The sequence below is a fragment of the Camelimonas sp. FR25 genome (genome assembly GCF_059740505.1).
This window is the reverse complement of record NZ_JCAWFG010000078.1, coordinates 97,905-122,180: the sequence shown is the minus strand read 5'-3', so window position 1 is coordinate 122,180 and position 24,276 is coordinate 97,905. Positions and strand designations below refer to the sequence as shown.

Annotated in this window: 21 protein-coding genes; 6 read left to right on the top strand and 15 right to left on the bottom strand. The window is 63.7% G+C overall.

What is annotated here, in order from left to right; genetic code table 11:
• Nucleotides 1-12 precede the first annotated feature (12 nt).
• From lnt to AC6A67_RS10110, 8 genes are all read right to left on the bottom strand, one after another.
• On the bottom strand, nt 13-1,647 hold the full coding sequence (lnt, locus tag AC6A67_RS10145) for an apolipoprotein N-acyltransferase (RefSeq protein ID WP_498036429.1): 1,635 nt from the start codon (nt 1,645-1,647) through the stop codon (nt 13-15).
• Complete coding sequence (locus tag AC6A67_RS10140) at nt 1,647-2,636, bottom strand: hemolysin family protein (RefSeq protein WP_498036428.1); 990 nt, start codon at nt 2,634-2,636, stop codon at nt 1,647-1,649. The genes lnt and AC6A67_RS10140 overlap by 1 nt, the downstream gene beginning before the upstream one ends.
• Complete coding sequence (gene ybeY, locus AC6A67_RS10135; protein WP_498036427.1) at nt 2,633-3,154, bottom strand: rRNA maturation RNase YbeY; 522 nt, start codon at nt 3,152-3,154, stop codon at nt 2,633-2,635. The genes AC6A67_RS10140 and ybeY overlap by 4 nt, the downstream gene beginning before the upstream one ends.
• Nucleotides 3,151-4,278, bottom strand: coding sequence for a PhoH family protein (locus tag AC6A67_RS10130; RefSeq protein ID WP_498036426.1), 1,128 nt, complete (start codon nt 4,276-4,278; stop codon nt 3,151-3,153). Before AC6A67_RS10130 ends, ybeY begins: the two co-directional genes overlap by 4 nt.
• On the bottom strand, nt 4,268-5,722 hold the full coding sequence (gene miaB / locus AC6A67_RS10125) for a tRNA (N6-isopentenyl adenosine(37)-C2)-methylthiotransferase MiaB (protein ID WP_498036508.1): 1,455 nt from the start codon (nt 5,720-5,722) through the stop codon (nt 4,268-4,270). Before miaB ends, AC6A67_RS10130 begins: the two co-directional genes overlap by 11 nt.
• A gap of 203 nt (nt 5,723-5,925) precedes the next feature.
• Nucleotides 5,926-6,711, bottom strand: a complete 786-nt coding sequence (locus tag AC6A67_RS10120) for a lysophospholipid acyltransferase family protein (protein WP_498036425.1) — start codon at nt 6,709-6,711, stop codon at nt 5,926-5,928.
• A 3-nt stretch (nt 6,712-6,714) separates the two neighbouring features.
• On the bottom strand, nt 6,715-7,152 hold the full coding sequence (locus AC6A67_RS10115; protein ID WP_498036507.1) for a Fur family transcriptional regulator: 438 nt from the start codon (nt 7,150-7,152) through the stop codon (nt 6,715-6,717).
• A gap of 265 nt (nt 7,153-7,417) precedes the next feature.
• Nucleotides 7,418-9,301 (bottom strand): adenylate/guanylate cyclase domain-containing protein, encoded by a 1,884-nt coding sequence (locus AC6A67_RS10110; protein WP_498036424.1) that lies wholly within the window; start codon nt 9,299-9,301, stop codon nt 7,418-7,420.
• Between the two features lies 1 nt (nt 9,302).
• Between AC6A67_RS10110 and AC6A67_RS10105 the strand changes: the two genes are divergently transcribed.
• Nucleotides 9,303-9,488 (top strand): hypothetical protein, encoded by a 186-nt coding sequence (locus tag AC6A67_RS10105; protein WP_498036423.1) that lies wholly within the window; start codon nt 9,303-9,305, stop codon nt 9,486-9,488.
• Here AC6A67_RS10105 and AC6A67_RS10100 read toward each other — a convergent pair.
• Entirely contained in the window at nt 9,482-11,464 is a 1,983-nt protein-coding gene (locus tag AC6A67_RS10100; RefSeq protein ID WP_498036422.1) for an adenylate/guanylate cyclase domain-containing protein, read from the bottom strand. The two genes, AC6A67_RS10105 and AC6A67_RS10100, sit on opposite strands and share 7 nt — an antisense overlap.
• A gap of 207 nt (nt 11,465-11,671) precedes the next feature.
• Here AC6A67_RS10100 and msrB point away from each other — a divergent pair, with 207 nt between their 5' ends.
• Nucleotides 11,672-12,079 carry a peptide-methionine (R)-S-oxide reductase MsrB gene (msrB, locus tag AC6A67_RS10095; protein ID WP_498036506.1) on the top strand — a complete coding sequence of 136 codons (408 nt, stop codon included), beginning with the start codon at nt 11,672-11,674 and terminating at the stop codon, nt 12,077-12,079.
• Nucleotides 12,080-12,178: 99 nt separating this feature from the next.
• Here msrB and lepA read toward each other — a convergent pair whose 3' ends face one another.
• Nucleotides 12,179-13,984, bottom strand: a complete 1,806-nt coding sequence (lepA, locus tag AC6A67_RS10090) for a translation elongation factor 4 (RefSeq protein ID WP_498036421.1) — start codon at nt 13,982-13,984, stop codon at nt 12,179-12,181.
• A 248-nt stretch (nt 13,985-14,232) separates the two neighbouring features.
• Complete coding sequence (locus AC6A67_RS10085) at nt 14,233-15,039, bottom strand: SDR family NAD(P)-dependent oxidoreductase (RefSeq protein WP_498036420.1); 807 nt, start codon at nt 15,037-15,039, stop codon at nt 14,233-14,235.
• A gap of 164 nt (nt 15,040-15,203) precedes the next feature.
• Between AC6A67_RS10085 and AC6A67_RS10080 the strand changes: the two genes are divergently transcribed.
• Nucleotides 15,204-15,725, top strand: a complete 522-nt coding sequence (locus AC6A67_RS10080) for a GNAT family N-acetyltransferase (protein ID WP_498036419.1) — start codon at nt 15,204-15,206, stop codon at nt 15,723-15,725.
• 75 nt (nt 15,726-15,800) lie between these two features.
• Here the strand turns inward: AC6A67_RS10080 and hrcA are convergent, their stop codons facing one another.
• Nucleotides 15,801-16,874 (bottom strand): heat-inducible transcriptional repressor HrcA, encoded by a 1,074-nt coding sequence (gene hrcA, locus AC6A67_RS10075; protein WP_498036418.1) that lies wholly within the window; start codon nt 16,872-16,874, stop codon nt 15,801-15,803.
• Between the two features lie 207 nt (nt 16,875-17,081).
• Here hrcA and rph point away from each other — a divergent pair, with 207 nt between their 5' ends.
• Both rph and AC6A67_RS10065 read left to right on the top strand, forming a co-directional pair.
• On the top strand, nt 17,082-17,798 hold the full coding sequence (gene rph / locus AC6A67_RS10070) for a ribonuclease PH (protein WP_498036417.1): 717 nt from the start codon (nt 17,082-17,084) through the stop codon (nt 17,796-17,798).
• Between the two features lie 8 nt (nt 17,799-17,806).
• Nucleotides 17,807-18,463, top strand: coding sequence for a non-canonical purine NTP pyrophosphatase (locus AC6A67_RS10065; protein ID WP_498036505.1), 657 nt, complete (start codon nt 17,807-17,809; stop codon nt 18,461-18,463).
• A 77-nt stretch (nt 18,464-18,540) separates the two neighbouring features.
• Here AC6A67_RS10065 and AC6A67_RS10060 read toward each other — a convergent pair whose 3' ends face one another.
• Nucleotides 18,541-19,008 carry a DUF2852 domain-containing protein gene (locus tag AC6A67_RS10060; protein ID WP_498036416.1) on the bottom strand — a complete coding sequence of 156 codons (468 nt, stop codon included), beginning with the start codon at nt 19,006-19,008 and terminating at the stop codon, nt 18,541-18,543.
• 289 nt (nt 19,009-19,297) lie between these two features.
• Here AC6A67_RS10060 and ispG point away from each other — a divergent pair, with 289 nt between their 5' ends.
• Nucleotides 19,298-20,596, top strand: a complete 1,299-nt coding sequence (gene ispG / locus AC6A67_RS10055) for a flavodoxin-dependent (E)-4-hydroxy-3-methylbut-2-enyl-diphosphate synthase (RefSeq protein WP_498036504.1) — start codon at nt 19,298-19,300, stop codon at nt 20,594-20,596.
• Between the two features lie 216 nt (nt 20,597-20,812).
• Here the strand turns inward: ispG and grpE are convergent, their stop codons facing one another.
• Both grpE and AC6A67_RS10045 read right to left on the bottom strand, forming a co-directional pair.
• Complete coding sequence (gene grpE, locus AC6A67_RS10050; protein ID WP_498036415.1) at nt 20,813-21,433, bottom strand: nucleotide exchange factor GrpE; 621 nt, start codon at nt 21,431-21,433, stop codon at nt 20,813-20,815.
• A 67-nt stretch (nt 21,434-21,500) separates the two neighbouring features.
• Nucleotides 21,501-24,230, bottom strand: coding sequence for a [protein-PII] uridylyltransferase (locus tag AC6A67_RS10045; RefSeq protein WP_498036503.1), 2,730 nt, complete (start codon nt 24,228-24,230; stop codon nt 21,501-21,503).
• Between the last annotated feature and the right edge of the window lie 46 nt (nt 24,231-24,276).

Genomic DNA, 24,276 nt, shown 5'->3' with positions numbered 1-24,276 from the left:
TCTCCGTTGGCGTCATGGACCAACATCAAGTCGTCTGGGCGCTGTCCCTGCGCCCGGGGGCAACACACACCAAGAGAAGCAGAAAATCAGAAGCAAGGCGAAAACTAAATTGCCCTTTTGGGCATAAGTCGTCGGAGAGATCGCAGATGGCAACGGCGAATCGATGTAGCCGGTCTCTCCAAGAGTTAATTTGCTGACGATTCGACCCCATGGATCAACCACGGCGGAGATGCCCGTGTTGGCGGCGCGCACCAGCGGGAGCCCGGTCTCGATCGCCCGCAGGCGCGCCTGAGCGAAATGCTGCCATGGGCCAGGCGTGTTGCCGAACCATCCGTCATTGGTGACATTCAGGATGACGCCAGACGGGCCACGGGCTGGGCCGAAGCCTGGAAAGATCGCTTCGTAGCAGATGAGGGGGCTCACATGCGGCAACCCCGGAGCCTTAAGGTCGCCGCCAGCCTCGCCTGGGGTAAAGCCGCCAGGTATCTGGACGAACTGCCGGACGCCAATGCGATCCAGCAGACTGGCGAAAGGCATGTACTCGCCGAACGGCACCAGATGCGACTTGTCATAGGCGCTGACTACCCGGCCATGGTGATCGACGACCTGCATCGAATTGTAAAAGACACTCGGCCGCCCACCTGGGGCCTTCGCTTCCGCACGGGCGGCGCCAGTCACAAGGACGGCGCTGTCCGGCAACATGTCGCCAATAGTGCGCAGGGCTTCAGGGGTGTCAGCTAGCAGGAAGGGGAAGGCCGATTCGGGCCACACCACATGGGTGACCTTCGCGGTTTGCAAAGAGGCGCCCGGCAGGCCCTGTGTCAGGCGCACGTACTGGTTGAGAATGCGCTCGCGATTGTCCCAATTAAATACTGTCGTGTCCTGGGTGATCGACGGCTGCACGATCCGCAGCTTTACGCCAGCTTCACTTGGAGCAGGCCCCTGAGGAATGCGCGCGAACCCATAGGCCGCGACGCCCGCCAGCACGGCTGCGGCGATAGCTGTCGGCAACAGTCGCGCGATTCGGCCGCCGGGCTGTTGCGCTCCTGGTGGGCACACCAGCGTCGCTGGCGCCGCGGCCAGCGCCACAGTGAGTGTGGTCAGCCCGTAGAGGCCGAGAATGGAGGCGATCTGGGCGGTCCACAGATGGTCGCCGAGCGCCATGCCATAGGCGTTCCATGGAAAGCCGGTGAAGAGCGTGCCACGCAGAAACTCGCTGAGTCCCAGAGCGCCAGCAAAAATCAGAACGCGTTGTGGCCCACTGCGCCACAGGGCGGCTGCGAGCGCAAATCCGGCTGCAGGAAACAGGGCCAGCACGGCGGGGAGGCCCAGCACGCCCAATGGCAGCGCCCAGGCGAACTGCTCCGCCTCAACCAGAAACGCCGCTCCGAGCCACCACAGCCCGGCGACGAAATAACCGAAGCCAAACCACCAGCCTGAGGCGCCCGCGGCGCGCACCTTTACATGCCAGCCGTGGCTGAGCGTGGCCGCATCTATGGCCCACACGCCGACAGTCATGGCGACGCAAAGCGCCGGGAAAAAGCTATAGGGCGGCAGAGCCAGCGCCCCCATGGCGCCGGCTGCGAACATCACGCCGCGCTGGAGCCAGCGGTTGGCGCCAGCGTACCGGCAAATGAAAGCGCGCATCAATGCTGTTCAGACGGATCAGTCGGCGGAGCAGTCAATCCGGCTTCCGTAACAGCGCGCTTTTCAGCAGCGCCAGCGCCCCGATGGATACGAATTCGCTTCAACCGGCGAGGATCAGCCTCAAGCACCTCGAACACCAGATCATGTGGTCCGGCAATACATTCGCCAGTGGTTGGGATGCGACCCGCCAAATGGGCCACCAGCCCACCCAAGGTGTCAATTTCGTCCGCTATATCGTCGACGTTGAGTTGAACGCCCAGGGCCACTGAGGTTTCTTCAAGATCAGCGCGGGCGTTGGCGTCGAAAGCGTCGTTGCCGACTGCGCCAATCATCGGACCGGATTCGAGATCGTGCTCATCCTCAATGTCGCCCACGATGAGCTCGACGACGTCTTCCATGGAGACCAGGCCATCGATCCCGCCATATTCGTCAATCACCAGCGCCATATGAATGCGGCTGGACTGCATGCGCACCAACAGATCCACAGCCGGCATAGAGGGCGGCACATACAGCACCGGTCGAACAAGACGCGTGTCTGTCAGCGGTGTGTTCAGATCGACCGAGGCGAAGCTGGGTGGGGCGGACACGTCGGGCCCGTTCTCAGACCCGGACGCCAGATAGTCGAGGAAATCGCGGATGTGCACCATGCCGCGTGGATCATCGAGCGAGCCGGCGTAAACGGGCAGGCGAGAATGTCCCGCCGAGCGAAACAGGCTCAACAACTCCGCTATACGCGCGTCTTCGCGAATGGCGATGATGTCGGCGCGCGGCACCATGGCGTCCGCGACGCGCATCTCGTTGAGTGTAAGAACGTTACGTAATAGCGCGCGTTCCGTAGCCGAGAACTCGTCTGTCGGGGCACTGTGCTCCAGCACGTCCTCGAGGTCGTCGCGAACCGATCCCGCCGCGCGGGGCCTTGCGCGAGCCAGGAAGCGATCGAGCCAGCCCTGAGCGGCGCGGCTTTGTCGTGAGCTCCGGTCGTCACTCATCGCGCTACCGCCTCCGGCGCTGAGCCGCCATCAGGCTCCGTGCCTGCGTAAGGGTCGCCGACCCCAAGGCCTGCAAGAATCTGTACCTCGAGCATCTCCATCTCGTCGGCTTCTTCATCCGTTTCGTGATCATAGCCTAGCAGATGCAGCACGCCATGCACGATCAGATGTGTGAAATGGTCAGCGACGGCTTTGCCCTCATCCCCGGCCTCGCGGATCAGCGTCTCCCATGACAGGGCGATATCGCCGAGCACCGGCGAATCAGCCAGATCGTCCGGGTCTGCTGCCGGCCACGACAGGACATTGGTAGGCTTGTCCTTGTCCCGCCAGGTGCGGTTGAGTTCGCGCAGCGTCGCGTCATCCGCCAGCAGCACCGAAAGCTCTGAGCCAGGCATCACCGCGACGTCACCCGCAGCGACAGCCGCCAGCGCCGCGCGCTCAGCCAGGCGCGTGGCGTCGGGCAATGCTGCCCAAAGTGGGCTGTCCGCGTCGACGTCGACTGAAATCGCCGCGCTCATTCTGCGTGTCCCGTGCGGCGAGGCGGCGGCGCTCCTGCGCCGCGCACGAGTTGCTCGCGGGCGTCGTCTTCATATGCGGTCACGATGCGTCGAACCAGATCGTGGCGCACGACATCGCTGTCAGCGAAGCGAACATGGCCGACACCCTCAACACCGTTGAGGATTCTTGAGGCCTGCACCAGGCCGGACTGCTGGCCGGGCGGCAAATCGATCTGCGACGGATCACCAGTCACGATCATGCGTGAGCCTTCACCCAACCGGGTGAGAAACATCTTCATCTGCATGGTGGTGCAGTTCTGCGCCTCGTCCAGCAGAACGGCGGCGCGGGTCAGCGTGCGTCCGCGCATGAAGGCGAGGGGGGCAATTTCGATCATGCCGGTGGTGAGCCCGCGCTCGACCGTGCGCGCGTCCATGAAATCGTACAGGGCGTCATAAACAGGACGCAGGTAGGGATCGATTTTCTCGCGCATGTCGCCAGGCAGAAAGCCGAGTCGCTCACCTGCTTCGACAGCTGGGCGAGACAACACAAGTCGTTCCACCACGCCCTGTTCGAGCAGCGAAACGGCGTGTCCCACGGCGAGCCAGGTCTTGCCGGTGCCTGCGGGACCCTCAGCGATGACCAGTTCATTGCCTTGCAAGGTTCGCAGATAGTCATCCTGCGCTGCATTGCGCGCGCGCACGCCGCCACGCTTTCGGGTCACGATCTGGCGGAAATTCCCTGGCGCCACGCCGCCGTCTTCGCCAGGAAACAGATTACCTTGCAGCGCGATCTCCTGAATAACCCCGTCGATGTCGCCAGGGGTGATGCCCTCGCCCTGGCGCGCCCGTTCATAGAGCGCCAGAATCACCTTGCGCGCCTTCTTGGCGGCTTCTGCGTCGCCAGTAATAACCACTCTCGCGCCACGCGCCGTGCACTGCACGTCGAGGCGGCGTTCGATATGCGCCAAATGTTGGTCAAACTGGCCGAAGACCAGGCTGGCGAGGCGGTTGTCGTCTAGCGCCAGCGTCACTTCCGTCGGGCGTTCACCTGATCGGGACGCTGGGCCGCCCCTTGCCCCCGCCTGCAGGGGAGACCATTCACGACTGGACGCAGCGCCCGGGTGGTCGACGTCATCACGCGGCATTCACGCTTCCTTGGGAGGTTAGCGGCATGGACGCGCCTTGCGGCGCGGAAAAACCTTCGGGCGGCAGCGCCGCGCCGGTTTGGGGAGCGCCGCTCGCAGCCGCTTGCCAGCCGGCGAGCCGGCCGTGCAGGCTGCCAGCGGTTGCCTCGATAATCTCTACCGGGACGCTCGTGCCCATCAGATTGGCGGGTCCATCAAAATGCACGCCCTGCAGATAAGGTGACTTGCCGGCCATCTGGCCTGGCGTCCGCCCATGGCGCTCAACCAGCACATCGATAACGCGTCCGACCATGTTCTGGTTGAAGGCGGCCCGATCACGTTCAAGCGCGGCCTGCAACTCGGCAAGGCGATCCGACTTTACCTGCTCATCGATCTGGACCGCATGGCCCGCCGCTGGCGTGCCTGGTCGTGGGCTGTACTTGAAGGAAAACGCGCTGGCGAAGCCTATGTCGTTGACCAGGCGCATGGTCTCGGCGAAATCCGCGTCCGTTTCGCCCGGAAAGCCGACGATGAAATCCGAAGACAGCGCAATGTCTGGTCGGGCGGCGCGCACCCGGTCAATGATGCGACGATACTCGTCCGCGGTATGCTTGCGATTCATCTCCGCCAGGATGCGGTCAGCGCCGGACTGAACGGGCAAATGGAGATAGGGCATGACCTGAGGGACATCGCGGTGGGCGGCGATCAGTTCATCATCCATATCGCGAGGGTGACTGGTCATGTAGCGCAGACGTTCAATGCCGTCGATGTCAGCCAAATGGCGCAGAAGTCGCCCCAGCGACCAGGTCTTTCCATCGGGGCCTTCGCCGTGCCAGGCGTTGACGTTCTGGCCCAGAAGCGTGAATTCCCGCACGCCAAGACCGAGAAGCCGACGGACCTCGCCCATTAAGGCCGCGACCGGTCGCGACGATTCGGCGCCCCGCGTGTAAGGCACGACGCAGAAGGTGCAAAACTTGTCACAGCCCTCCTGAATCGTCAGGAACGCGGAGATCGGCTGGTTCGCCTGCGGCGCCTGCCGACGCTGCGGCAACTGCCGGAATTTGTCTTCCACGGGAAAGTCGGTGTCGACGGCGTCCTGTTTGCGGCGTGCTGACAGAAGCTCCGGCAGGCGGTGGTAGCTCTGGGGGCCGACCACAACATCAACGACCGGGGCGCGGCGCATGATCTCTGCGCCTTCCGCCTGCGCCACGCAGCCAGCGACCACCACGCGGGTCTCCTTGCCCTCGCGCGCGCGCAAAGCCTTATTGGTCCGTACCCGGCCAAGTTCCGAATAGACCTTTTCAACGGCCTTTTCCCGGATGTGGCAGGTGTTCAGGATCACCAGATCAGCATCATCAATGCTGGCTGTCTCGACATATCCCTCGGTCGCCAGAACGTCCGCCATGCGCTCGGCGTCGTAGACATTCATCTGGCAACCATATGATTTGACGTGAACTTTTTTCACGTTAGCCAAACACTTTCACATTAGGGCCTGCACCGGTGCGGCTGGCCAGCCATGCCTCGCGGCCTGGGCCGATCGCCTTATAACAAGGTGGCGATGGCCTGGTTATTGTGGCGCTCCGCCAGCACAGCGCCATAATAGCGTATGTCGCCAACTATTGGCACAGGTCAAACCAGGTGATGGCGTTCTTGTCGCACAACGCCAGATCATCGCCCCAGACGCCGCTGTGCGCGCACGGCGTTTCTGGCAAATCCTTCTGCCGTTCGGGTCGCCGTCTTTCGATCGATGCCGCCATTTGCCGGAACAGGATCGCCAAAGCTTATGACAGCCTCATAAACATGACCGCGTCGTAACAAGTCCATGAGGTGCGGCGCCAGATCCATATCGCCATACCAGGCGATCTGGGGCAGATTGCGACGTCCAAGGGGCAGGCCGCTGCGTCGCACATAGGTGATGCTCATCGGTTGCAGGCGCATTGTCTGCGCTCCTGCCTGATCGCGCACCGCGCCGACAAGGGCCGAGCGAAACGGCAGAACTCTCAGCCCTTCTCCTGTTGTGCCTTCAGCGAATAATACGATGGCTTCGCGGCTCTCCAGGCGCCGCGCAACCAGATCATTCACTTCAGCGGTGGCGCTACGGCGCGAGCGATCGACGAAAACCGAGCGCTGCAACCTGGCGAAGGCGCCAAATATCGGCCAGCCGGCGACTTCCGACTTGGCGATGAAGGACAGCGGCGCCACGCTGGATATGGCTGTGATGTCCGCCCAGGAGACATGGTTGGACACCAGCAATGTGGCCTGGTTCCTGGGAGGCTGACCGATGACCCGGACGCGAATGCCGATAAGCCTGCAGACGATGCGGTGAAAATAGACCGGTAACAGCCGGTAGACGGGCCTGAAGCCACAACGCAGGGCCAGCCATTGCACCGGCGCTGCAATGACGGTCAGGGCACCCAGGGCGCCAATGATGGCGTAAGCGCGCAAATTGCCCATGGCTCAATCAGCCGGGCCGTCATCGTCCGCTTCCACCGGCGCATTATCGCCCAGCGGCACCCCGTAAAGCTCAAGTCGGTGCCGCACCAGGCGATAGCCAAGCTCACGCGCGATGATCGCTTGCAGCCGCTCGATCTCTTCAGACTGGAACTCAATGACGGCGCCGGTGCGTATATCGATCAGATGATCGTGATGCTGGCGCGCCGCACGCTCATAGCGGGCCCGGCCATCGCCGAACTCGTGCCTGGCGAGGATGCCAGCATCTTCCAGCAGGCGGACCGTACGATATACGGTCGATAGTGAAATGCGCGCATCAAGCTGCATAGCGCGGCGATGCAGTTCCTCGGCATCAGGATGGTCGTCCATCTCGCCCAGCACCTGCGCGATAATGCGCCGCTGGCCGGTCATGCGCAGACCCCGCTCCTTGCAGGCGCGCTCAATGTCAGAGGCACGCGATCGCGGTGACTGGCCTTGCTGCAGTTGCGCCACGTCAATCTCCCTGTGCCGGACCTGGTGGTCGCAACACGCAGCGCCTGAAATGCGCCCATCTGGCGGTTAAGATGGGTTTAGCGCTGACGATAACCCACAGGCAAGCCATCGGTGGGTTTTAGCGCGCTTTCCATTTGCACGTCGTCCATGCTTGAACGCCGCCTTGAACACTGGTTTGAACATCGTTTTCAGGTGCGGTGAAAAAAAGCATGCCGGTCTAGCTGCTGACCGGATCCTCGACGGCAGTTGTCTCCGCCGATCCTGTCGTCAGACCTCCATCGTTCCCAAGGCCGCACAATTCGTACGTCGTGATGCGCTCGCTGGCGCCCCGGACTGTGGCGATACCCACTTCCCGGAACGCGAAGCCTGGGCCTGCGCCATCAACCACGGCCTTGGTCACCAGAATGGATGTGCCAAACTGCTTGTTGAGCGCCTCAAGCCGAGAAGCGACGTTCACCGTATGGCCAAGCACGGTGTAGCTCAGACGATCATAGGAACCGACATGGCCGATAACGGCCTCGCCAGTGTGAATGCCGAAGCGGGTGTGCAGGGCGGGCAACCCTTCACGTTCGAACTCCTGGTTGAGGCATTGCAGCGCCTGCGCGGCGGCGAGCACGCCGCAACAGGCCAGCCTGACGTGGTCCTGCTGGGGCTCAGGCGCATTCCAGAAGGCCATAACGCTGTCTCCGATGAACTTGTCGATCGTCGCCCCATGATCCACCAGCGCCCCGCCCATCACCGCGAAATAGCGTGACGTCAGCTGCATGAGCGCCTCAGGCTCGAGCCGTTCAGCGATGCCTGTGAAATTTGCGATGTCGGTGAACACCACGGTCGTCGGCTGTCTCACGCCGCCGAGGGTGGGTTGCACGCCGTCCGCAACGATGCTGCGGACAATCTGGCTCGGCACATAGCGCATGAAGTTGTTCATGGCGCGTTCGAGGCCCGTGACGGCGCCCGACAGCTCCTGGATTTCGGTGATGCGCGTCGGCGGCGGCGGCGTTGAATCACCGTTGAACGCGACAATCTTGCTCACCCGCCGGGTCAGCGCCTTTAGCGGGCTGGTGATGCTGCGGGCAGCGAAATAGACGATGGGGAAGGCCGCAAGTAGCGCCAGCAGGCCCATCGCCAGCAAGCGCCGCGCCATGTCATTGGCAGCGCCAAGAATGGCCGATTGCGGAATGGCGATGGCGGTGACCATGCCGGTGCCAGCCAGCGCCTGCTCGAAGTGCACAAGATAGCTCTCGCCTCCGGCGCTCACCATGCGGTCGCCAGGCGATCGATCAAGTTGATAGGACTCCGCTACGGCCTTGAGCAATGGCGAGCCAAGTCCGGCGATCAGCGGCAAACCATTGGGGCCCGTAGGCGCATCGCCGCGCCGGTACTTGCGTCCAGCCGGATGGGCCGCCAACTCGCCATCCACGGTGAACAGCACCAGTTCCTGCCGCGCGTGCGCTTTCATTCGCGCCAGAACATCGTCGAGGTCAGACAGAAGCACGTCGATGCCAAACACCAGTCCAGGCAAAAGCGCCGCCCTTTGCGCGACCGTTACGCCCATTTCTGGCGTTGTGGCGAAGCGATAAGGCGCTGGCGTCACCGGCGTCCGACTTTCCATCGCCATACGATACCAGGATCTGGTCCTGACATCGTAATCAGTGGCTTCAGGCGTGAACCGACCAATGATTCCGCCGTTGCTGTCGGCGTAAACGCCAGTGCGGCGAAACTGACCGCCATCGCCATCGGGGCGGGTGACCAGAATGCGGTACTGGGCGGCGGGCGGCGCCCCCGGCAGGGGCCGTGTGATCCTCTGGCTCATGACCAGGGAGCCGTCTGGCCAGCCGGCCAGCAAGGCCAGAACGGCTGGCGTCGTCTCCTGAAGGGTGCGCTGCAGTCCCAGCAACAGCTTGCCAAGGCCCTCATCGGGCGCTGATGGAGCGGCCGTATCGGTTATGGTCTTGAGGAAAATATGCGCTGTGGCGAGCTGATCGTTGGCCTCGTCACGGATCAGCCGTGAAATGTCGCGGAAACGCTCCTGGGCTTCCCGATGGGCAAGCTGTGCCATGCTGCGGTGATTGAGCCACGACAGGCCACCGACGATCAGCACAATGATCGCCGCAAAGGTCAAGGCGACGACCATCTGCAGGCTGTATCGAGGAGATGAACTGGACCTGGCCATGCGCTGCATTTGGGTGGATGACGCTCCGTTCAGCCAGCCTGAGCAGCCAGGCCATCACGCCCCCTGTCTTATGGCTGAAGAGGTTGAAAATAAACAGGGCGTGGCGGCCTACTGATCACGGTTCAGGCTGACGCCGGGCGGGCTCACGCCATTGTTAAGCGTCAGCCTGACAAGCACGCTTCTGGCGTCATGAGGCGCGGGAATGCTGCTTTGGGCGCCGGCTGGCGGCGGCAGGCCCTGGTCGCAGCCGTCACGCGGCAGGGGCAGCGCGATGTCCGGCTCCGCGCCGTCAAAGCCCACCAGCGCCGTGTCGATCACGCAGCGATATCCAAGTAAATAGGGGAAGAACAGCTCATCCCTGTCCGCCGCCCAGGTGACCCAGGAACCTGATGTGGCCGTCAACACGTTGCGTTCCTGCGCACCCGCCAGTTCCGTTGCGTCGAATGGAAAGGCGAACGGCCCGGCCTGTAGTCCGCCTTGATCGGTATAGGTGATCTGGATGGAGGTTTTCCCAGCCCTGGCGGGTAAAGCGAAGGATGCGCTGCGCGCAGTTCCAGCGCCCTTCGATAGACTGAGGTCAGCGCGTGAGAAGCGCCCCTTGTCTCCCAAACGGTATTGCACGGCGCTGGCGTCTTCCGGCAACCCGACCTGCACACTGATATGCGCTGGCGTCAGCGTATAGGACAGAGTCGGGCGCAATTGCCGTCCGTTGAGCGACGCCTCAATGTCGCGCACACGCCTCGTGGCGCGCCGGGACCAGTCCTCAAGCGTCGCTTCCTCGAGAAAATGGCGGTGGGCCGCGTCCGGGCGGGCGGCCGCGAGGAACTGCTCAAACGCGGCCTTTTCTACCTGCAGGCGCGCGAGGGTAGGGGGCCCCGCGCCCACGTCGCCCAAAGCCAGCCCATAAGCGAACCAGGCTGGCAAGAACGCCTTGTCCTCGTCGAGTAACCGCCTCAGCCGGTTTGCGCGCTCGGCAGCTGGCGCCTGCTGGGCAAGGACCATTTTGACAGCGCTGTCCTTGACGCTGGCGGCGAGGCTGGAGATCGCGTCCCTGGCGGCCGATACGCCTTCCCGCGCCCCAACCAGGGCCGCGAGGCTAGAGGCTGGCTCGATGTAGCCGGCGCCGAGCAAAGCGGCGTCCGCATATGCCTTTCGCGCTGCCGTAGCGTCACCCGCCGCTTCGCCCTGGCGTCCGCGTTGCAACAGCGTCCGTGCAGCCGCCGCCGCGTCTGGCCTGGGCTGGCTCCCAGCTTCGGCCCGCTGTTCACCGCCAGGCGACGGCAGCGGCTCCACATTCTGCACGGCGCGTTCTGTAGCGGGCTTGCCCAGCCGCAACCCCAGCTGTGTCTCCAGCTGCTGCCGGGCAAATCTGACTGTGGGAACGGCGATTGTGATGGCAAGCGCGATCAGCGCCAGACGGTAAAGGCGTTTGCGGCGGCGCTGGCCGCGCCGCGCCGCGCTCGTTGGCAATGGCGCGGCCGCAGCCGGGGCGTTGACAACCGGGGCGTCGGAAGCACCCCGGTCGCCGTCAGAGAGGATGATGCAATGGGCCTCGACCGGGGTCGGAATGTTCTTGAGCGACAGGGCGCCAAGCGGGCGGAAGTCGGCTGAGACCTTGCCCACCACCGCATCATGCACGCCACGCGATATGCACACGCCGCCCGGACGCGAGGCGCCCTCGAGGCGCGCGGCGATATTGACGCCATCGCCTAGCAGATCGCCGTCACTTTCGACGACGTCGCCGACATGCACACCGATCCGAAACAATACCTTTCTCTCGGCTGGGACGGTCTGGTTCACCGCATCGAGAGCGTGCTGAATGGCCATCGCCGCCCGCACAGCTTCCACGGCCGAAACGAATTCGGACATCACCGAATCGCCAGCCGTGTTGAAGATCCGGCCGCCGTATCGTGTGACCTCGGCGTCGAAAATGGCGCGGCATTGGTTAAACAGCCCCAGGGCCTGCTCTTCGCCCGTGGCGAGCAGGCGTGAATAACCGGCGACATCCGCCGCCATAATAACGGCGAGGCGACGCCTGAACTGGCTGGGTTGCTCTGGCGGCGTGCGGAATGGACCGTCAGAGGCGGTCATGGCGCGCGGCCTCCGGCGCATGCGCAATGGACGTGGCGCGGCGTCGACTGGCTACTATTGCAGACGAGCAGGTCCATTTGCCCTTGCCTCACATCAATGTCCTGAGCCACCACGGCGTTGCACTTGCATCCGCTTGCGTGAACCATGATCTCCATCATCAGGGGCCGCCCCTTCAGGGCGCAGGCCGAACATGCGGAGCATCAAATTATGCGCGGAGACGGCAAATCCTATCCAGTAGCGTTCACCGAAGCTGAGTGGCGGCAGCGACTGACCCCGGAACAATATGCTGTTTTGCGCGGTCATGGCACGGAACGCCCCGGCAGCTGTGCATTGTTGCATGAAGAGCGGCAAGGAGCATTTGTCTGCGCCGGATGCGGCCAAAAATTGTTCTCATCCGCCAAAAAGTTTGACAGCGGCACCGGCTGGCCCAGTTTTGACAGTCCGGAGCCTGGCTCGATTGAGATGTCGGAGGACCGTAGCTACGGCATGGTGCGCACTGAAGTGCATTGCAGCCGCTGCGGCGGCCACCTTGGCCATGTCTTTCCCGATGGTCCGCCACCCACCGGACTGCGTTACTGCATCAATGGCGTAGCTACGACATTTGAACCTGACTGATCGGGCTGGTTATCGGCGCCGGCCGGGGTAAGCCGGGTTGTGTAATGCAAAAGGGGCGCTCCGGAGGGGCGCCCCTGAATTTTGCCGGGTATCCTTTGATCAGTCGTCCATCTTGAGGGCGGCGATGAACGCCTCCTGCGGGATTTCGACCTTGCCGAACTGCCGCATGCGCTTTTTGCCCTCTTTCTGCTTGTCCAGAAGCTTGCGCTTGCGCGAGGCGTCGCCGCCATAGCACTTGGCCGTCACGTCCTTGCGCAGCGCGCGAATGGTCTCGCGCGCGATGATCCGGCCGCCGATCGCCGCCTGGATCGGAATCTGGAACATGTGCTGGGGGATCAGTTCGCGCAGCTTTTCGCACATGGCGCGACCGCGCGCCTCGGCGCGGGTGCGATGCACCAGCATGGCCAGGGCGTCAACCGGCTCAGCGTTGACCAGCAACGACATCTTGACCAGGTCGCCTTCGCGATATTCCGAAATGGCGTAGTCAAACGAGGCGTAGCCCTTTGATACCGATTTCAGCCGGTCGTAGAAGTCGAAAACCACCTCATTGAGCGGCAGGTCGTAGACGACCATGGCGCGCTTGCCGACATAGTTCAGGTCGACCTGCTCGCCACGCCTGTCCTGGCACAATTTGATGATCGACCCGAGGTAGTCGTCCGGCGTCATGATGGTGGCGCGGATCCACGGCTCCTCGATCGAAGAGATCTTCATCACATCAGGCATGTCCGCCGGATTGTGCAAATCGATCTGCGAGCCGTCGGCCATGTTGAGCTTGTAGACCACCGACGGCGCCGTCGAGATCAGGTCGAGGTTGAACTCGCGCTCAAGCCGCTCCTGAATGATCTCCAGGTGCAGCAGGCCCAGGAAGCCGCAACGGAAGCCGAAGCCAAGCGCAGCCGATGTCTCCATCTCATAGGAGAAGCTGGCGTCATTGAGCCGAAGCTTGCCCATGGCGGCGCGCAAATTCTCGAAGTCCGCCGCATCGACCGGAAACAGGCCGCAGAACACCACCGGTTGCGCGGGTTTGAAGCCGGGCAGCGCTTCGGCGGTCAGGCGTCGTTCCTCGGTGATGGTGTCGCCGACGCGGGTGTCGGCGACTTCCTTGATCGAGCCGGTGAAAAAGCCGACCTCGCCCGGACCAAGTTGCGGCATGTCTGTCATCTTGGGACGGAACACGCCGACCTTGTCGACGCCGTAATTGGCGCCGGAGCCCATCATGCGGATGGTCATGCCCTTCTTCAGCACGCCGTCAATAATGCGCACCAGCACGACGACGCCGAGGTAGGAATCATACCAGCTGTCGACCAGCATCGCCTTCAGCGGCGCCGTCTCATCGCCCTTCGGCGGCGGCAGCTTCCTGACGATCGCCTCCAGCACATCCGGGATGCCGAGGCCGGTCTTGGCCGACACGGCGATAGCCTCGGAGGCGTCGATGCCAATAACGTCCTCAATCTGCTCCTTCACCCGGTCCGGCTCGGCGGCGGGGAGGTCGATCTTGTTGAGGACCGGCACGATCTCGTGGTTGGCGTCGAGCGCCTGATACACGTTGGCCAGCGTCTGCGCCTCGACGCCCTGCGAGGCGTCGACCACGAGGATCGAACCCTCGCAGGCCGCCAGCGAGCGCGACACCTCATAGGCGAAGTCGACGTGGCCGGGGGTGTCCATCAGGTTAAGGATATAATCCTTGCCATCCTGCGCCTTGTACTCAAGCCGCACGGTCTGGGCCTTGATGGTGATGCCACGCTCTTTCTCGATGTCCATGGAATCGAGCATCTGCTCGCCCATATCGCGCGCCGCCACCGTTCCGGTTTCCTGGATCAACCGGTCCGCCAGCGTGGATTTGCCATGGTCGATATGCGCAACGATCGAGAAGTTGCGAATGTTGTCAAAGGGATGGGTCGCCATGCTCTCTCTGGGGCGGCTGCTGCGGCGCTGACAGTTCAGCGGCAGACAAGGTGCTCAAGGCCTTGAAGGGCAATAGCAGCGTCAGGCGGCTTCGCCAAGTGTAGAGCCCGGACGGGCTAGCGAAGGGGCGGCGCGCAGGCAATTGGCAAGGCGGGGTACATAGCTGGAGCCGCGCCGAACCTGCGCCGCCAAATCATGCAAGGAGCGGTCGACCGATCAGGAAGCCAGGACCGGTCGCCGCATTCCCATCAATGATCGGCGGACCAGCTGTCGCCGTCAAACCCCGGCTTGGCGTAGGCGACGCCGCCATCGACAGTCAGGGTGACGCCCACCACATAGTCGCCGGCCCGTGACGCCAGATAGATCGCCGCGCCCGCCATATCGTCATCATCGCCAATCCGGCCTGCCGGAACACGCCTCGCCACGCCATCCGCCTCGTCGCGCGCCGCCGTGTTCATGTCAGAGCTGAACGGGCCAGGCGCAATGGCCGTCACCACGATGTTGTCGGCAATGAGTTTCGCCGCCATGCGACGGGTCAGATGGATCAGCGCAGCCTTGGACGCCGCATAGGAGTAGGTCTCCAGCGGGTTGACGAAGATGCCGTCGATCGAGGCGATGTTGATCACTTTGGCGGGGCGCGCCGCCGTCCCGGACTTGCGAAGCATTTCAGCCAGCGCCTGGGTCAGGAAAAATGGTGATTTGACGTTGAGGTTCATCACCTTGTCCCAGCCGTTCTCTGGGAAGGTGTCGAACGCGGCCGCCCAGGCGGCGCCGGCGTTGTTCACCAGAATGTCGAGCCGGTCCTCGCGCCGCGCGATCTCGGCTGCGAGGGCGCGCGCGCCTTCCACCGTCGAAATGTCGCCCGGAATGGAGATGCACTGTCCGCCGTTGGCTGACAGCTCCGCGGCCGTGGCGTCGCATGCTGCGGCCTTGCGGGCGCTGATATAGACTTTCGCGCCACTGTCGATGAAGCCTTTGGCGATCATCTTGCCGATGCCGCGCGAGCCGCCTGTGACGAGGGCGACGCGCCCCTCGAGTGAAAACAGCTTGCTCATATGTCCTCCCGCCCGTTTATTGCTGGCCGTTCGCCAGGATGTTGCTCCATGTGCACGTCTGTGGCGGCCTGATTCAAGGGCAAAGTGCCGGTCCCATGCCACGGCGTCATCCTCTGGCGTGAGACCTCGCACCGCGCCTTGCGAGGTTACTGGAGAGCGCGACAATGAGTGGTGAGGCCTCCTCCGTTCTGACAAGGCCCGCAACGGAGGCCGACGCCCCGGCCATCCTCGACATCTTTAACTACGCCGTGCTTGAGACCCTCGCGGTCTGGACGGAGACGCCGGTGACGCTGGACAACCGCCTTGCGATGATGCGCGAGCGTGCGGCCAGGGGGTACCCATTCTTCGTTGCTGAGCTGGATGGCGCTATCGCAGGCTACGCCAGCTTCGGAGACTTCCGCCATTTCGACGGCTACGCCGCGACGGTCGAGCACTCAATCTATGTGGCGCCATGCTCCCATCGCCGCGGGGTCGCGCGCGCCCTGATGCCGCCGCTGATCGACGCGGCGCGGGCCTGCGGCAAGCACGTCATGGTTGGCGCGATCACCTCCGACAATGAGGCGTCGATCCGGCTGCATGCGGCATTCGGTTTTGAGAAAACCGGCCTGATGCCGCAGGTCGGTCGCAAGTTCGGCCGCTGGATCGATCTGCTGTGGATGCAGAAGATCCTCGACGACCGCCCTTAGGCCATCGCCGGGCGCGATGTGCTCGCTATTGCGGTGATGATGAGACGGCGCAAGACCACGCCAACGATGGGGCGCTCACCGCCCCCTGTACAGCTGCGACACCACGCGCGCGGTGTAATCCACCATCGGTATGATGCGCGAATAATTGAGCCGCGTCGGCCCAATCACCCCCACTACCCCAACGATGCGGTCTTCGGCGTCGCGAAATGGCGCAGCGATGGTTGACGAGCCGGAGAGCGAAAACAGCTGATTCTCCGAGCCGATATAGATGCGAACGCCTTCGCCCTGTTCGGCCCGCGCCAGCAGATCAATGACATCTTTCTGGGTCTCGAGGTCGGCGAACAGCAGACGCATCCGCTCCAGATCGGCGCCAACCGTCACATCTTCGAGCAGGTTGGCCTGGCCACGCACGATGAGCTGGCGTGATTCGGTGGAGCCGCCGACGGCGATGGCGAGGCCTGCCTCCACGAGCCGCGCTGTGAGCGTGTCGAGTTCCTGCTCGATCGCCAGCCGCTGGTTGGCGACGTCATTGACCAGATCGTCAAGCGTGCGTCCTGAAATCCGGGCGTTCAGAAAGTTGGCCGCTTCAACCAGCGCCGACGACGGCAAGCCGTCGGGCAGGTCAAGCAGGCGATTCTCCACATTGCCATCGTCGCTGACGAGAACGACGAGACCACGCTGCGGCCCGAGGCGCACAAACTCGATCTGTCGCAACCGGGCGTTGCTTTTGGTTGTCAGCACCACCCCTGCGCCGCGCGACAGGCCGGATAGCACCTGCGTGGCTTGCGACAGCACGGTTTCCAGCGAGCTATCGTTGGAGGCGGCGCGCATTTCCTGCTCGATCCGCTTGCGCTCCTCGTCAGCGACATGACCCACCTCAAGCATGGCGTCGACAAAAAAGCGCAGGCCGCTCTCCGTTGGCAGACGGCCGGCAGACGTATGGGGCGCATAGATCAGCCCGGCATGCTCCAGATCGGACATCACATTGCGAATCGAGGCAGGCGACAGGTGCATTGGAATGATGCGCGACAGGTTGCGCGATCCGACCGGTTCGCCAGTGGCGAGATAGCTCTCGACAATCTGGCGAAATATTTCGCGAGACCTGTCGTTCAGGGTCGTGTGCGCTGCGCTGTCCTGAAACGCTCCCACCGTCCAATCGCTCCCGACTGATTGCGCTGTGCTGCACCACGGGCCCAGCGCGCGAGCCCGTCCACAAATGTAGTGGGGTATGCCGGACTTCTCCAGTGCCGCCCGACCAGCAGTTGCGCATGATATGCCGGGCTTGCCCCTTACAGGGGCGTCGCTGCGCGGCTATAGAAAGCCTGTGCTTTAACTCCCCACCGACAGGAATGCGCCATGCGGCCATCTAAACGCGCCCCCGATGAGTTGCGACAGGTCACGCTGGAACGCGGCGTGGCGCGCTACGCAGAAGGCTCCTGCATCGTCCGCTTCGGCGAAACCCATGTGTTTTGCACGGCCTCGCTCGAGGACCGCGCTCCCGGCTGGCTGCGCGGCCAGGGACGGGGGTGGGTGACCGCTGAATACTCGATGCTGCCGCGCGCCACCGCCCAGCGAACCCGCCGCGAGGTCAATTCCGGCAAGCCTTCGGGTCGGACGCAGGAGATCCAGCGGCTAATCGGTCGCTCCTTGCGCGCCGTCGTTGATCTGCCTGCGCTCGGCGAGCGGCAGATCTCCATCGATTGTGACGTCATCCAGGCGGACGGCGGCACCCGTACGGCGGCGATCACCGGCGCCTGGGTGGCGCTGCACGATTGCATTGATTGGATGCGCGCGCGTTCGATCATCAACACCCATCCGCTGAAAGACCATGTGGCGGCGGTGTCCTGCGGTATCCACCAGGGTGCTCCGGTGCTTGATCTGGACTACGCAGAAGATTCAGCCGCCGAAACGGACGCCAATTTTGTTCTCACGGGTTCTGGCGGCATCGTTGAGATTCAGGGGACGGCGGAAGGCAAGCCGTTCACCGATGAAGAGCTGCTCGAACTCCTGCGCCTTGCGCGCCTCGGCGCTAACCAGCTTGTGGCGATCCAGAAGCAGGCGATCGGCAAATGAACGCAGATATGGCCAATGCGCGACCATTGACGGGTCGGGTGGTGATCGCGACGCACAACGCTGGCAAGCTGGTCGAAATGCGGGAGCTGCTGGCGGCCTGGGGCGTCGAGGCGGTTTCAGCCGGCGAGCTTGGTCTGCCCGAGCCTGAAGAAACCGGAACCACATTCGCAGAGAACGCCGCGATCAAGGCCCACGCGGCCGCCTCAGCGTCCGGGCTGCCGGCGTTGGCTGACGATTCGGGCATTTGCGTCGAGGCGCTGGATGGCGCCCCCGGCATCTTCTCTGCCCGTTGGGGTGGGCCGGAGAAGGATTTCGCCGCCGCCATGGCGCGCATCAACCATGAGCTGACCGCCCGAGGCCTCGGTCCTGACAGTCGGCGCCGTGGCCATTTCGTCTCAGCGCTGGTCGTCGCCTGGCCAGACGGGGAGCAGGCGCTGTTCGAAGGCCGGGTGTTTGGCGATCTGGTGTGGCCGCCACGCGGCGAGCGCGGCTTCGGCTATGACCCAATCTTCCGCCCTGACGGGCATCAGGCGACCTTTGGCGAGATGGACTCGGACGCCAAGCATGGCGTCGACTGGAACGCTGTGGCGCACGGTGAGCCCGGCGGATTATCCCACCGGGCCCGCGCTTTTGTGACCCTCGCGCGCGCCTTGTTGCAGCGCTGAGACGGCAGGTCTGACGCAAGAAAGCCCGGGCGCGGGCCCGGGCTTTCGCATGAGGTCGGCAAGGATGGCTGTCGCCGTCACATGTTGGTGGGCGATACGGCGCGCCGCTTGCGCATGTAGGCGTCAAACTCCTCACGATCCTTGGCGCGCTTCAGTTCCTCGACAAAGGCGTGGAACTCGCGCGCCTCATCGTCAAGACGCCGGCGCTCGGCCTCCAGGCGCTCAAGCTCGCTGCGGCGATAGGCGTCGAAATGGCTGTTGCCTGTCGAACCGCCAGCCGTCGACGCGGCGCGGGTCTCGGAGGCGCCCTGACTACCCGAGAACGGAAAGCCGCGGAAACGGGTGAAATTGCGCTCCATGAAAGCGACGAATTCGTTCGGCACGGGATACCCCATCAGCTTCCAGACGATGTAAGCGACCGCAAGCGGCCAGAACCAGATAAACGCAAAGACAATACCGACGATTTCCAGCGCGCGCCTTGGGGGACGGCAGGTTTTACCCCCGGTCCGCGCGCCCTCCCACGAGGTTGAGGCGGTGTTGGACATGGTCATCTCCACAATCAGAACCAGATTATCAGATTGTGCGCGCTGAACCGGGATTCAAGACGCTTCTTCATGTTAATTATTGTCATACAATCCTGAAAACCTTGCGTCATAAACGGGGTGACTGCGCCAAACCTGAGCGGAGCCATACGGCGACGACATAGGCGGGCTGTCTGAAACCTGTGACGCCGATCGAAACAGCGCTATAACGCGCCCATATTCCGCTCCTGGGGACGCCAGCCTGGCGCCCGGACATGACGCGGACCAGGATGCTCCCGTGACCAACGCCACCATGCAAGCCGACCAGCCAATTGCCGAAAAGCTTCTCGATGCTGCCAGCGATGTTGATGTCGCCGGGCCCGCGTCGCGTCACGTCACAGTGCCAGTGATGGTGGGAGACGTGCAGGTGGGTGGCGGCGCGCCGATCGTGGTGCAATCGATGACCAACACCGACACGGCGGATATCGACGCCACCGTGCGGCAGGTTGCGTCCCTGGCCAACGCCGGCTCGGAGCTGGTGCGCATTACTGTCGACCGCGACGAAGCCGCCGCCGCCGTGCCCCGCATCCGTGACCGGCTGGCGCGCATTGGCGTCACGGTCCCGTTGGTCGGCGACTTCCACTACATTGGTCATAAATTGCTGGCCGATCATCCGGCATGCGCCGAGGCGCTGGCCAAATATCGCATCAATCCCGGCAATGTCGGCTTCAGGGACAAGCGCGACAGGCAATTCGGCGCGATCATCGACATGGCCCTGAAGCACGACAAACCCGTGCGCATCGGCGCCAATTGGGGGTCGCTCGATCAGGAGCTTCTCACGGCGCTGATGGATGAGAACGCCGCCGCCGCGAGGCCGCGCGACGCCCGCGCCATCACCCGCGAGGCCATGGTGCAGTCAGCCTTGCGTTCCGCCGTGCGCGCCGAGGAGATGGGGCTGGGTCGTGACCGGATTATTCTCTCCGCCAAGGTGTCGGCGGTCCAGGATCTGATCGCGGTCTATCGTGAACTGGCGCGACGCTCCGACTATGCCATCCACCTCGGGCTGACCGAGGCCGGCATGGGCAGCAAGGGCATCGTCGCCTCATCGGCGGCGATCGGCATCCTGCTCCAGGAAGGCATCGGCGACACCATCCGCTTTTCGCTGACTCCCGAACCCGGCGGCGACCGCACTGTCGAGGTGCGCACGGCTCAGGAATTGCTGCAGACCATGGGGTTCCGCACCTTCGTACCGCTGGTCGCGGCCTGTCCGGGTTGCGGGCGCACTACGTCCACCGTGTTCCAGGAGCTGGCGCGCGATATCCAGGACTGGATCGTCACCTCCATGCCGGCGTGGCGCGAGCGCTATCCGGGCGTCGAGAACCTGAACGTCGCCGTGATGGGGTGCATCGTCAACGGGCCGGGCGAGTCCAAGCATGCGGACATCGGCATTTCCTTGCCGGGGACGGGCGAAAGCCCGGCGGCGCCGGTCTTTGTCGACGGCGCCAAGGCGACAACCCTTCGCGGGCCGACAATTGCCAGCGACTTCCGTGTGATGGTTGAGGACTATATCGAGCGCCGGTTTGGCGCAGGCGCCCAGCGGCGCGATGGCTGACGCCGCAGCCAGATGGCTGCCGCCCCCCGGCGCGGCGCGACCGGCGCCTGCCACGTGCGTGGGGTCAGATATCCAAACAAAAACACCCGGCGGCATATAGCCTCCGGGTGGTCTATTTATGCATGGTCGGACAGAAATGCTCCGCCGGGAGCGCCTCTGGTCATTTGGCCATCGGCGGTGATGATCTGTGCGACGTCGGCAAAAGCCACGGCCAGTTCAGGCCTGTCCGGACTGCCCTTCCGCCGAGGCCTTCGGCCCCCCCTTGGATACGCCAACGAGAGCAGGGCGCAGCACGCGATCAGCGATGGTGTAACCAACCTGCAGCACCTGCACCACCGTGCCGTTGGGCACGGAGGCATCGGGCGCCTCAAACATGGCCTGATGCAGATTGGGGTCAAAGCGCTCGCCGAGCGGCGCCACCATCTTCACGCCGTGGCGTTCCAGGGTCTTCAGCATGTCGCGCTGGGTGAGCTCAATGCCCTCGATCAGGCTGCGCGCCTTCTCATCCATCGCCGCCCGATCCGCCTCTGGGGCTGCGTCAAGCGCACGGCTGAGGTTGTCGACCACCGAAAGCATGTCGCGGGCGAAATTGGTCGAGCCATAGGCCTTGGCGTCCGCCACCTCCTTCTGGGTGCGGCGACGCATGTTCTCGACATCGGCGAGCGCGCGCAGCGCCCGGTCTTTCAGTTCGGCGTTCTCGGCGGCCAGGGCTGCGATCACATCGGCCGGGTCACGCTGCGCTTCGGCGTCGGAAACAGCTTCGGCATGGGCTTCGGCGCTTTCCGGGGCCGCAGAGGAGGCGTTGACGTCCTCAAGATCGTTTGGCTTCTGGTTCATGTCACTCTGATCGTTAAAAGAGGTGTTGAAGGCCATATCAGATGACCGCAGCCCAAAATCAAGGACCTCAAATCCGGACGACTGTCTTGCGACCGCCTGTCGCGCCGCCCTGCGCGGTGTTCGCCAGCACCTCGGTCAGTTGCTTGCGGATGGCGTTCTGCCGTGACGGGGCAACGACTTTGGCGTTGGTGAGGTCGGTGACATAAAATGTGTCGACGGCCCGCTCCCCGAATGTGACGATATGAGCCGATGAGATGTTGAGATTGAGCGTGCCGATCGCCGTCGTCAGATCATAGAGCAGGCCTGGCCGGTCGAGGCCGGACACTTCCAGCACCGTTTCGCGGTTCGACAGGCTGTTATCGATCACCACCTCAGGGTCGACCTTGAACGGCCGGGAGCGGCTGCGTGAACCGCGCGCCGCCACCAGGTCGGCGATTTTCACTTCGCCCTTCAGCGCCTTCACCATGGCCTCGCCGATCCGTTCGCCCCGGCGCAACTCATCCTCATCCTCGGTGAACTCCCGGGAAATAAACATGGTGTCGAGCGCAATGCCATCAGCGGTGGTGAAGATCTGCGCGTCGACAATGTTACCGCCTGAAGCCGCGCAGGCGCCTGTGATGATGGCGAGCAGGCGCGGATGGTCAGGCGCCATCACCGTCAGTTCGGTGACGCCCTTGAACTGGTCGGTGACCACCATCGAGGCGGTGGTGAGCCCAGCGGCCTCTGACCGGCGAATGAACTCGGCGTGGCGCGCCTTGCGCTCCGGATTCACCTTGAGCCAATAGGCTGGATAGTGGCGCGCCGCATAGGCGGCGAAGGTCGCGTCGTCCCAGTCGGAAAGCTGGGCGCGCAGCGCCTCCTGGGCGTTGCGAATGCGCTCGCTGCGCGCGGTGTCGCCATGGCCGCCCGTGATGTAGCTTTCGGTCTCGAAATATAGTGAGCGGATCAGTTCGCCCTTCCAGCCATTCCACACTCCCGGACCGACCGCCTTGATGTCCGCGACGGTGAGGATCATCAGCATCTTCAGCCGTTCCATGGTCTGCACCACGGAGCCGAAGCCGTTGATGGTCACCGGGTCGGCGAGATCGCGGCTCTGCGCCGTCATCGACATCAACAGATGATGTTCGATCAGCCAGGCGACGAGTTCGGTCTCGGCACGGCTCAGGCCGAGCCGCGGGCACAGGCGGCGGGCGACTTTTGCCCCGGCGGTTGAATGATCTTCGGGGCGGCCTTTGGCGATGTCATGCAGGAACACCGCCACATAGAGCGCGCGCCGGTTCTGCACGGTATGAATGATGCGATTGGCGACGGGGTGCTCGTCCTTCATGTGGCCGGCGTCGATCTCCGACAGAACGCCGACGGCGCGGAGCAAATGCTCATCCACCGTGTAATGATGGTACATGTTGAACTGCATCATCGCGACGATGCGGCCAAATTCCGGGATAAAGCGGCCCAGAACGCCCGTCTCATTCATCACCCGCAGCACGGCCTCAGGCGAGTTGGGGGAAGTCAGAATTTCCAGGAACAGCCGGTTGGCCTCGGCGTCTTCCCGGATCTCCTTGGTCATCAGCTTGAGCGAGCGGGTGACGAGGCGGCTGGCGTTGGGATGCAGCGCCAGATTGTGATGCTGCGCCAGCCAGAACAGCCGCACCAGATTGACCGGGTCGTTGCGGAAGACGTCGTCGGTGCGCACGGTGATGCGATCGGTGTCGATGACGAAATCCGGCGATTTCAGGCTGGCGGGGCGCTTCAGGCGGGTGATGAAGCGGTTCAGCATCGGGCGCTTTTTGGCGTGTTGCGCCTCCATGGCGGCGCAGACAATGGCCGTGAGGTCGCCCACCTCCTTGGCGATCAGGAAGTAGCGCTTCATGAAGCGCTCAACCCCGCTCAACCCGCCATGGTCGGTATAGCCCAGCGCCGCCGCCACCTGGGGCTGCAGGTCGAACGACAGGCGCTCTTCCGCCCGGCCGGTGATGAAATGCATGTGGCAGCGCACGCGCCACAGGAACTCCTCGCACTCGGCGAAGCGGGCATATTCCTGGCGCAGGAACAGGCCGGCCCGCACCAGCTCGCGGGCGTCGCGCACGTGGTAAACATATTTGCCGATCCAGAACAGCGTGTTGAGGTCGCGCAGACCGCCCTTGCCCTCCTTGATGTTCGGCTCAACCACATAGCGCGACACGGCGCCGGCCTGGCGCAACCGGGCGTCCCGCTCGCTCAGCTTGCCTTCGACGAACTCCGTGGCCGTGCCCTGCACCACCTCGGCGTCGTAGCGACGCTCCATCTCCTCGAACAGCGCCGCGTCACCGCAGAGCAGCCGAGCCTCCAGCACGGAGGTGCGGATGGTGAGATCACCGCGACTTTCGCGAATGCTCTCGTCGATCGAGCGGGTGGCGTGCCCAACCTTGAGCTTCAGATCCCACAGGAAGTACAGCACCGCCTCGACGATGCTCTCGCTCCATGGCGTCGATTTCCACGGCGTCAGAAACAGCAGGTCGACATCGGAGCCAGGCGCCATGGCGCCGCGTCCATAGCCGCCCGTGGCGATGATCGACAGGCGCTCGCTGGTCGACGGGTTGCTGACCGGGAACACATGCTGGGTGTAGACCGTGTGCAGGGCCGTGACGATGCTGTCGGTCAGCCGTGACAGCCGGCGGGCGCACAACAGGCCGTCCCGCTCTTCAAGCAGGCGGGCATGCGCCTCGGCGCGACCCTCGGCCAGCGCGTCCTTGATCAGCGCCAGCATCGCCTTGCGCAGCCCATTGTGGTCCGGGCCATAGTGCTGCGCCAGCGCCATCACGGCTGCGGACAGATCACTTTGCGTTTTTGGCGTGGCGACGTCG

What these genes read in the sequence shown, in the direction of transcription:
- ybeY (WP_498036427.1), bottom strand. Translation starts at nt 3,154, where the DNA reads ATGAGCGCGGCGATTTCAGTCGACGTCGACGCGGACAGCCCACTTTGG.
- AC6A67_RS10065 (WP_498036505.1), top strand. Translation starts at nt 17,807, where the DNA reads ATGGCCAATGCGCGACCATTGACGGGTCGGGTGGTGATCGCGACGCAC.
- AC6A67_RS10140 (WP_498036428.1), bottom strand. Translation starts at nt 2,636, where the DNA reads ATGAGTGACGACCGGAGCTCACGACAAAGCCGCGCCGCTCAGGGCTGG.
- AC6A67_RS10130 (WP_498036426.1), bottom strand. Translation starts at nt 4,278, where the DNA reads ATGCCGCGTGATGACGTCGACCACCCGGGCGCTGCGTCCAGTCGTGAA.
- msrB (WP_498036506.1), top strand. Translation starts at nt 11,672, where the DNA reads ATGCGCGGAGACGGCAAATCCTATCCAGTAGCGTTCACCGAAGCTGAG.
- AC6A67_RS10045 (WP_498036503.1), bottom strand. Translation starts at nt 24,230, where the DNA reads ATGGCGCTGGCGCAGCACTATGGCCCGGACCACAATGGGCTGCGCAAG.
- grpE (WP_498036415.1), bottom strand. Translation starts at nt 21,433, where the DNA reads ATGAACCAGAAGCCAAACGATCTTGAGGACGTCAACGCCTCCTCTGCG.
- lnt (WP_498036429.1), bottom strand. Translation starts at nt 1,647, where the DNA reads ATGCGCGCTTTCATTTGCCGGTACGCTGGCGCCAACCGCTGGCTCCAG.
- ispG (WP_498036504.1), top strand. Translation starts at nt 19,298, where the DNA reads ATGCAAGCCGACCAGCCAATTGCCGAAAAGCTTCTCGATGCTGCCAGC.
- AC6A67_RS10105 (WP_498036423.1), top strand. Translation starts at nt 9,303, where the DNA reads ATGATCGCCGCAAAGGTCAAGGCGACGACCATCTGCAGGCTGTATCGA.
- rph (WP_498036417.1), top strand. Translation starts at nt 17,082, where the DNA reads ATGCGGCCATCTAAACGCGCCCCCGATGAGTTGCGACAGGTCACGCTG.
- AC6A67_RS10060 (WP_498036416.1), bottom strand. Translation starts at nt 19,008, where the DNA reads ATGTCCAACACCGCCTCAACCTCGTGGGAGGGCGCGCGGACCGGGGGT.
- AC6A67_RS10100 (WP_498036422.1), bottom strand. Translation starts at nt 11,464, where the DNA reads ATGACCGCCTCTGACGGTCCATTCCGCACGCCGCCAGAGCAACCCAGC.
- AC6A67_RS10085 (WP_498036420.1), bottom strand. Translation starts at nt 15,039, where the DNA reads ATGAGCAAGCTGTTTTCACTCGAGGGGCGCGTCGCCCTCGTCACAGGC.
- AC6A67_RS10120 (WP_498036425.1), bottom strand. Translation starts at nt 6,711, where the DNA reads ATGGGCAATTTGCGCGCTTACGCCATCATTGGCGCCCTGGGTGCCCTG.
- lepA (WP_498036421.1), bottom strand. Translation starts at nt 13,984, where the DNA reads ATGGCGACCCATCCCTTTGACAACATTCGCAACTTCTCGATCGTTGCG.
- AC6A67_RS10080 (WP_498036419.1), top strand. Translation starts at nt 15,204, where the DNA reads ATGAGTGGTGAGGCCTCCTCCGTTCTGACAAGGCCCGCAACGGAGGCC.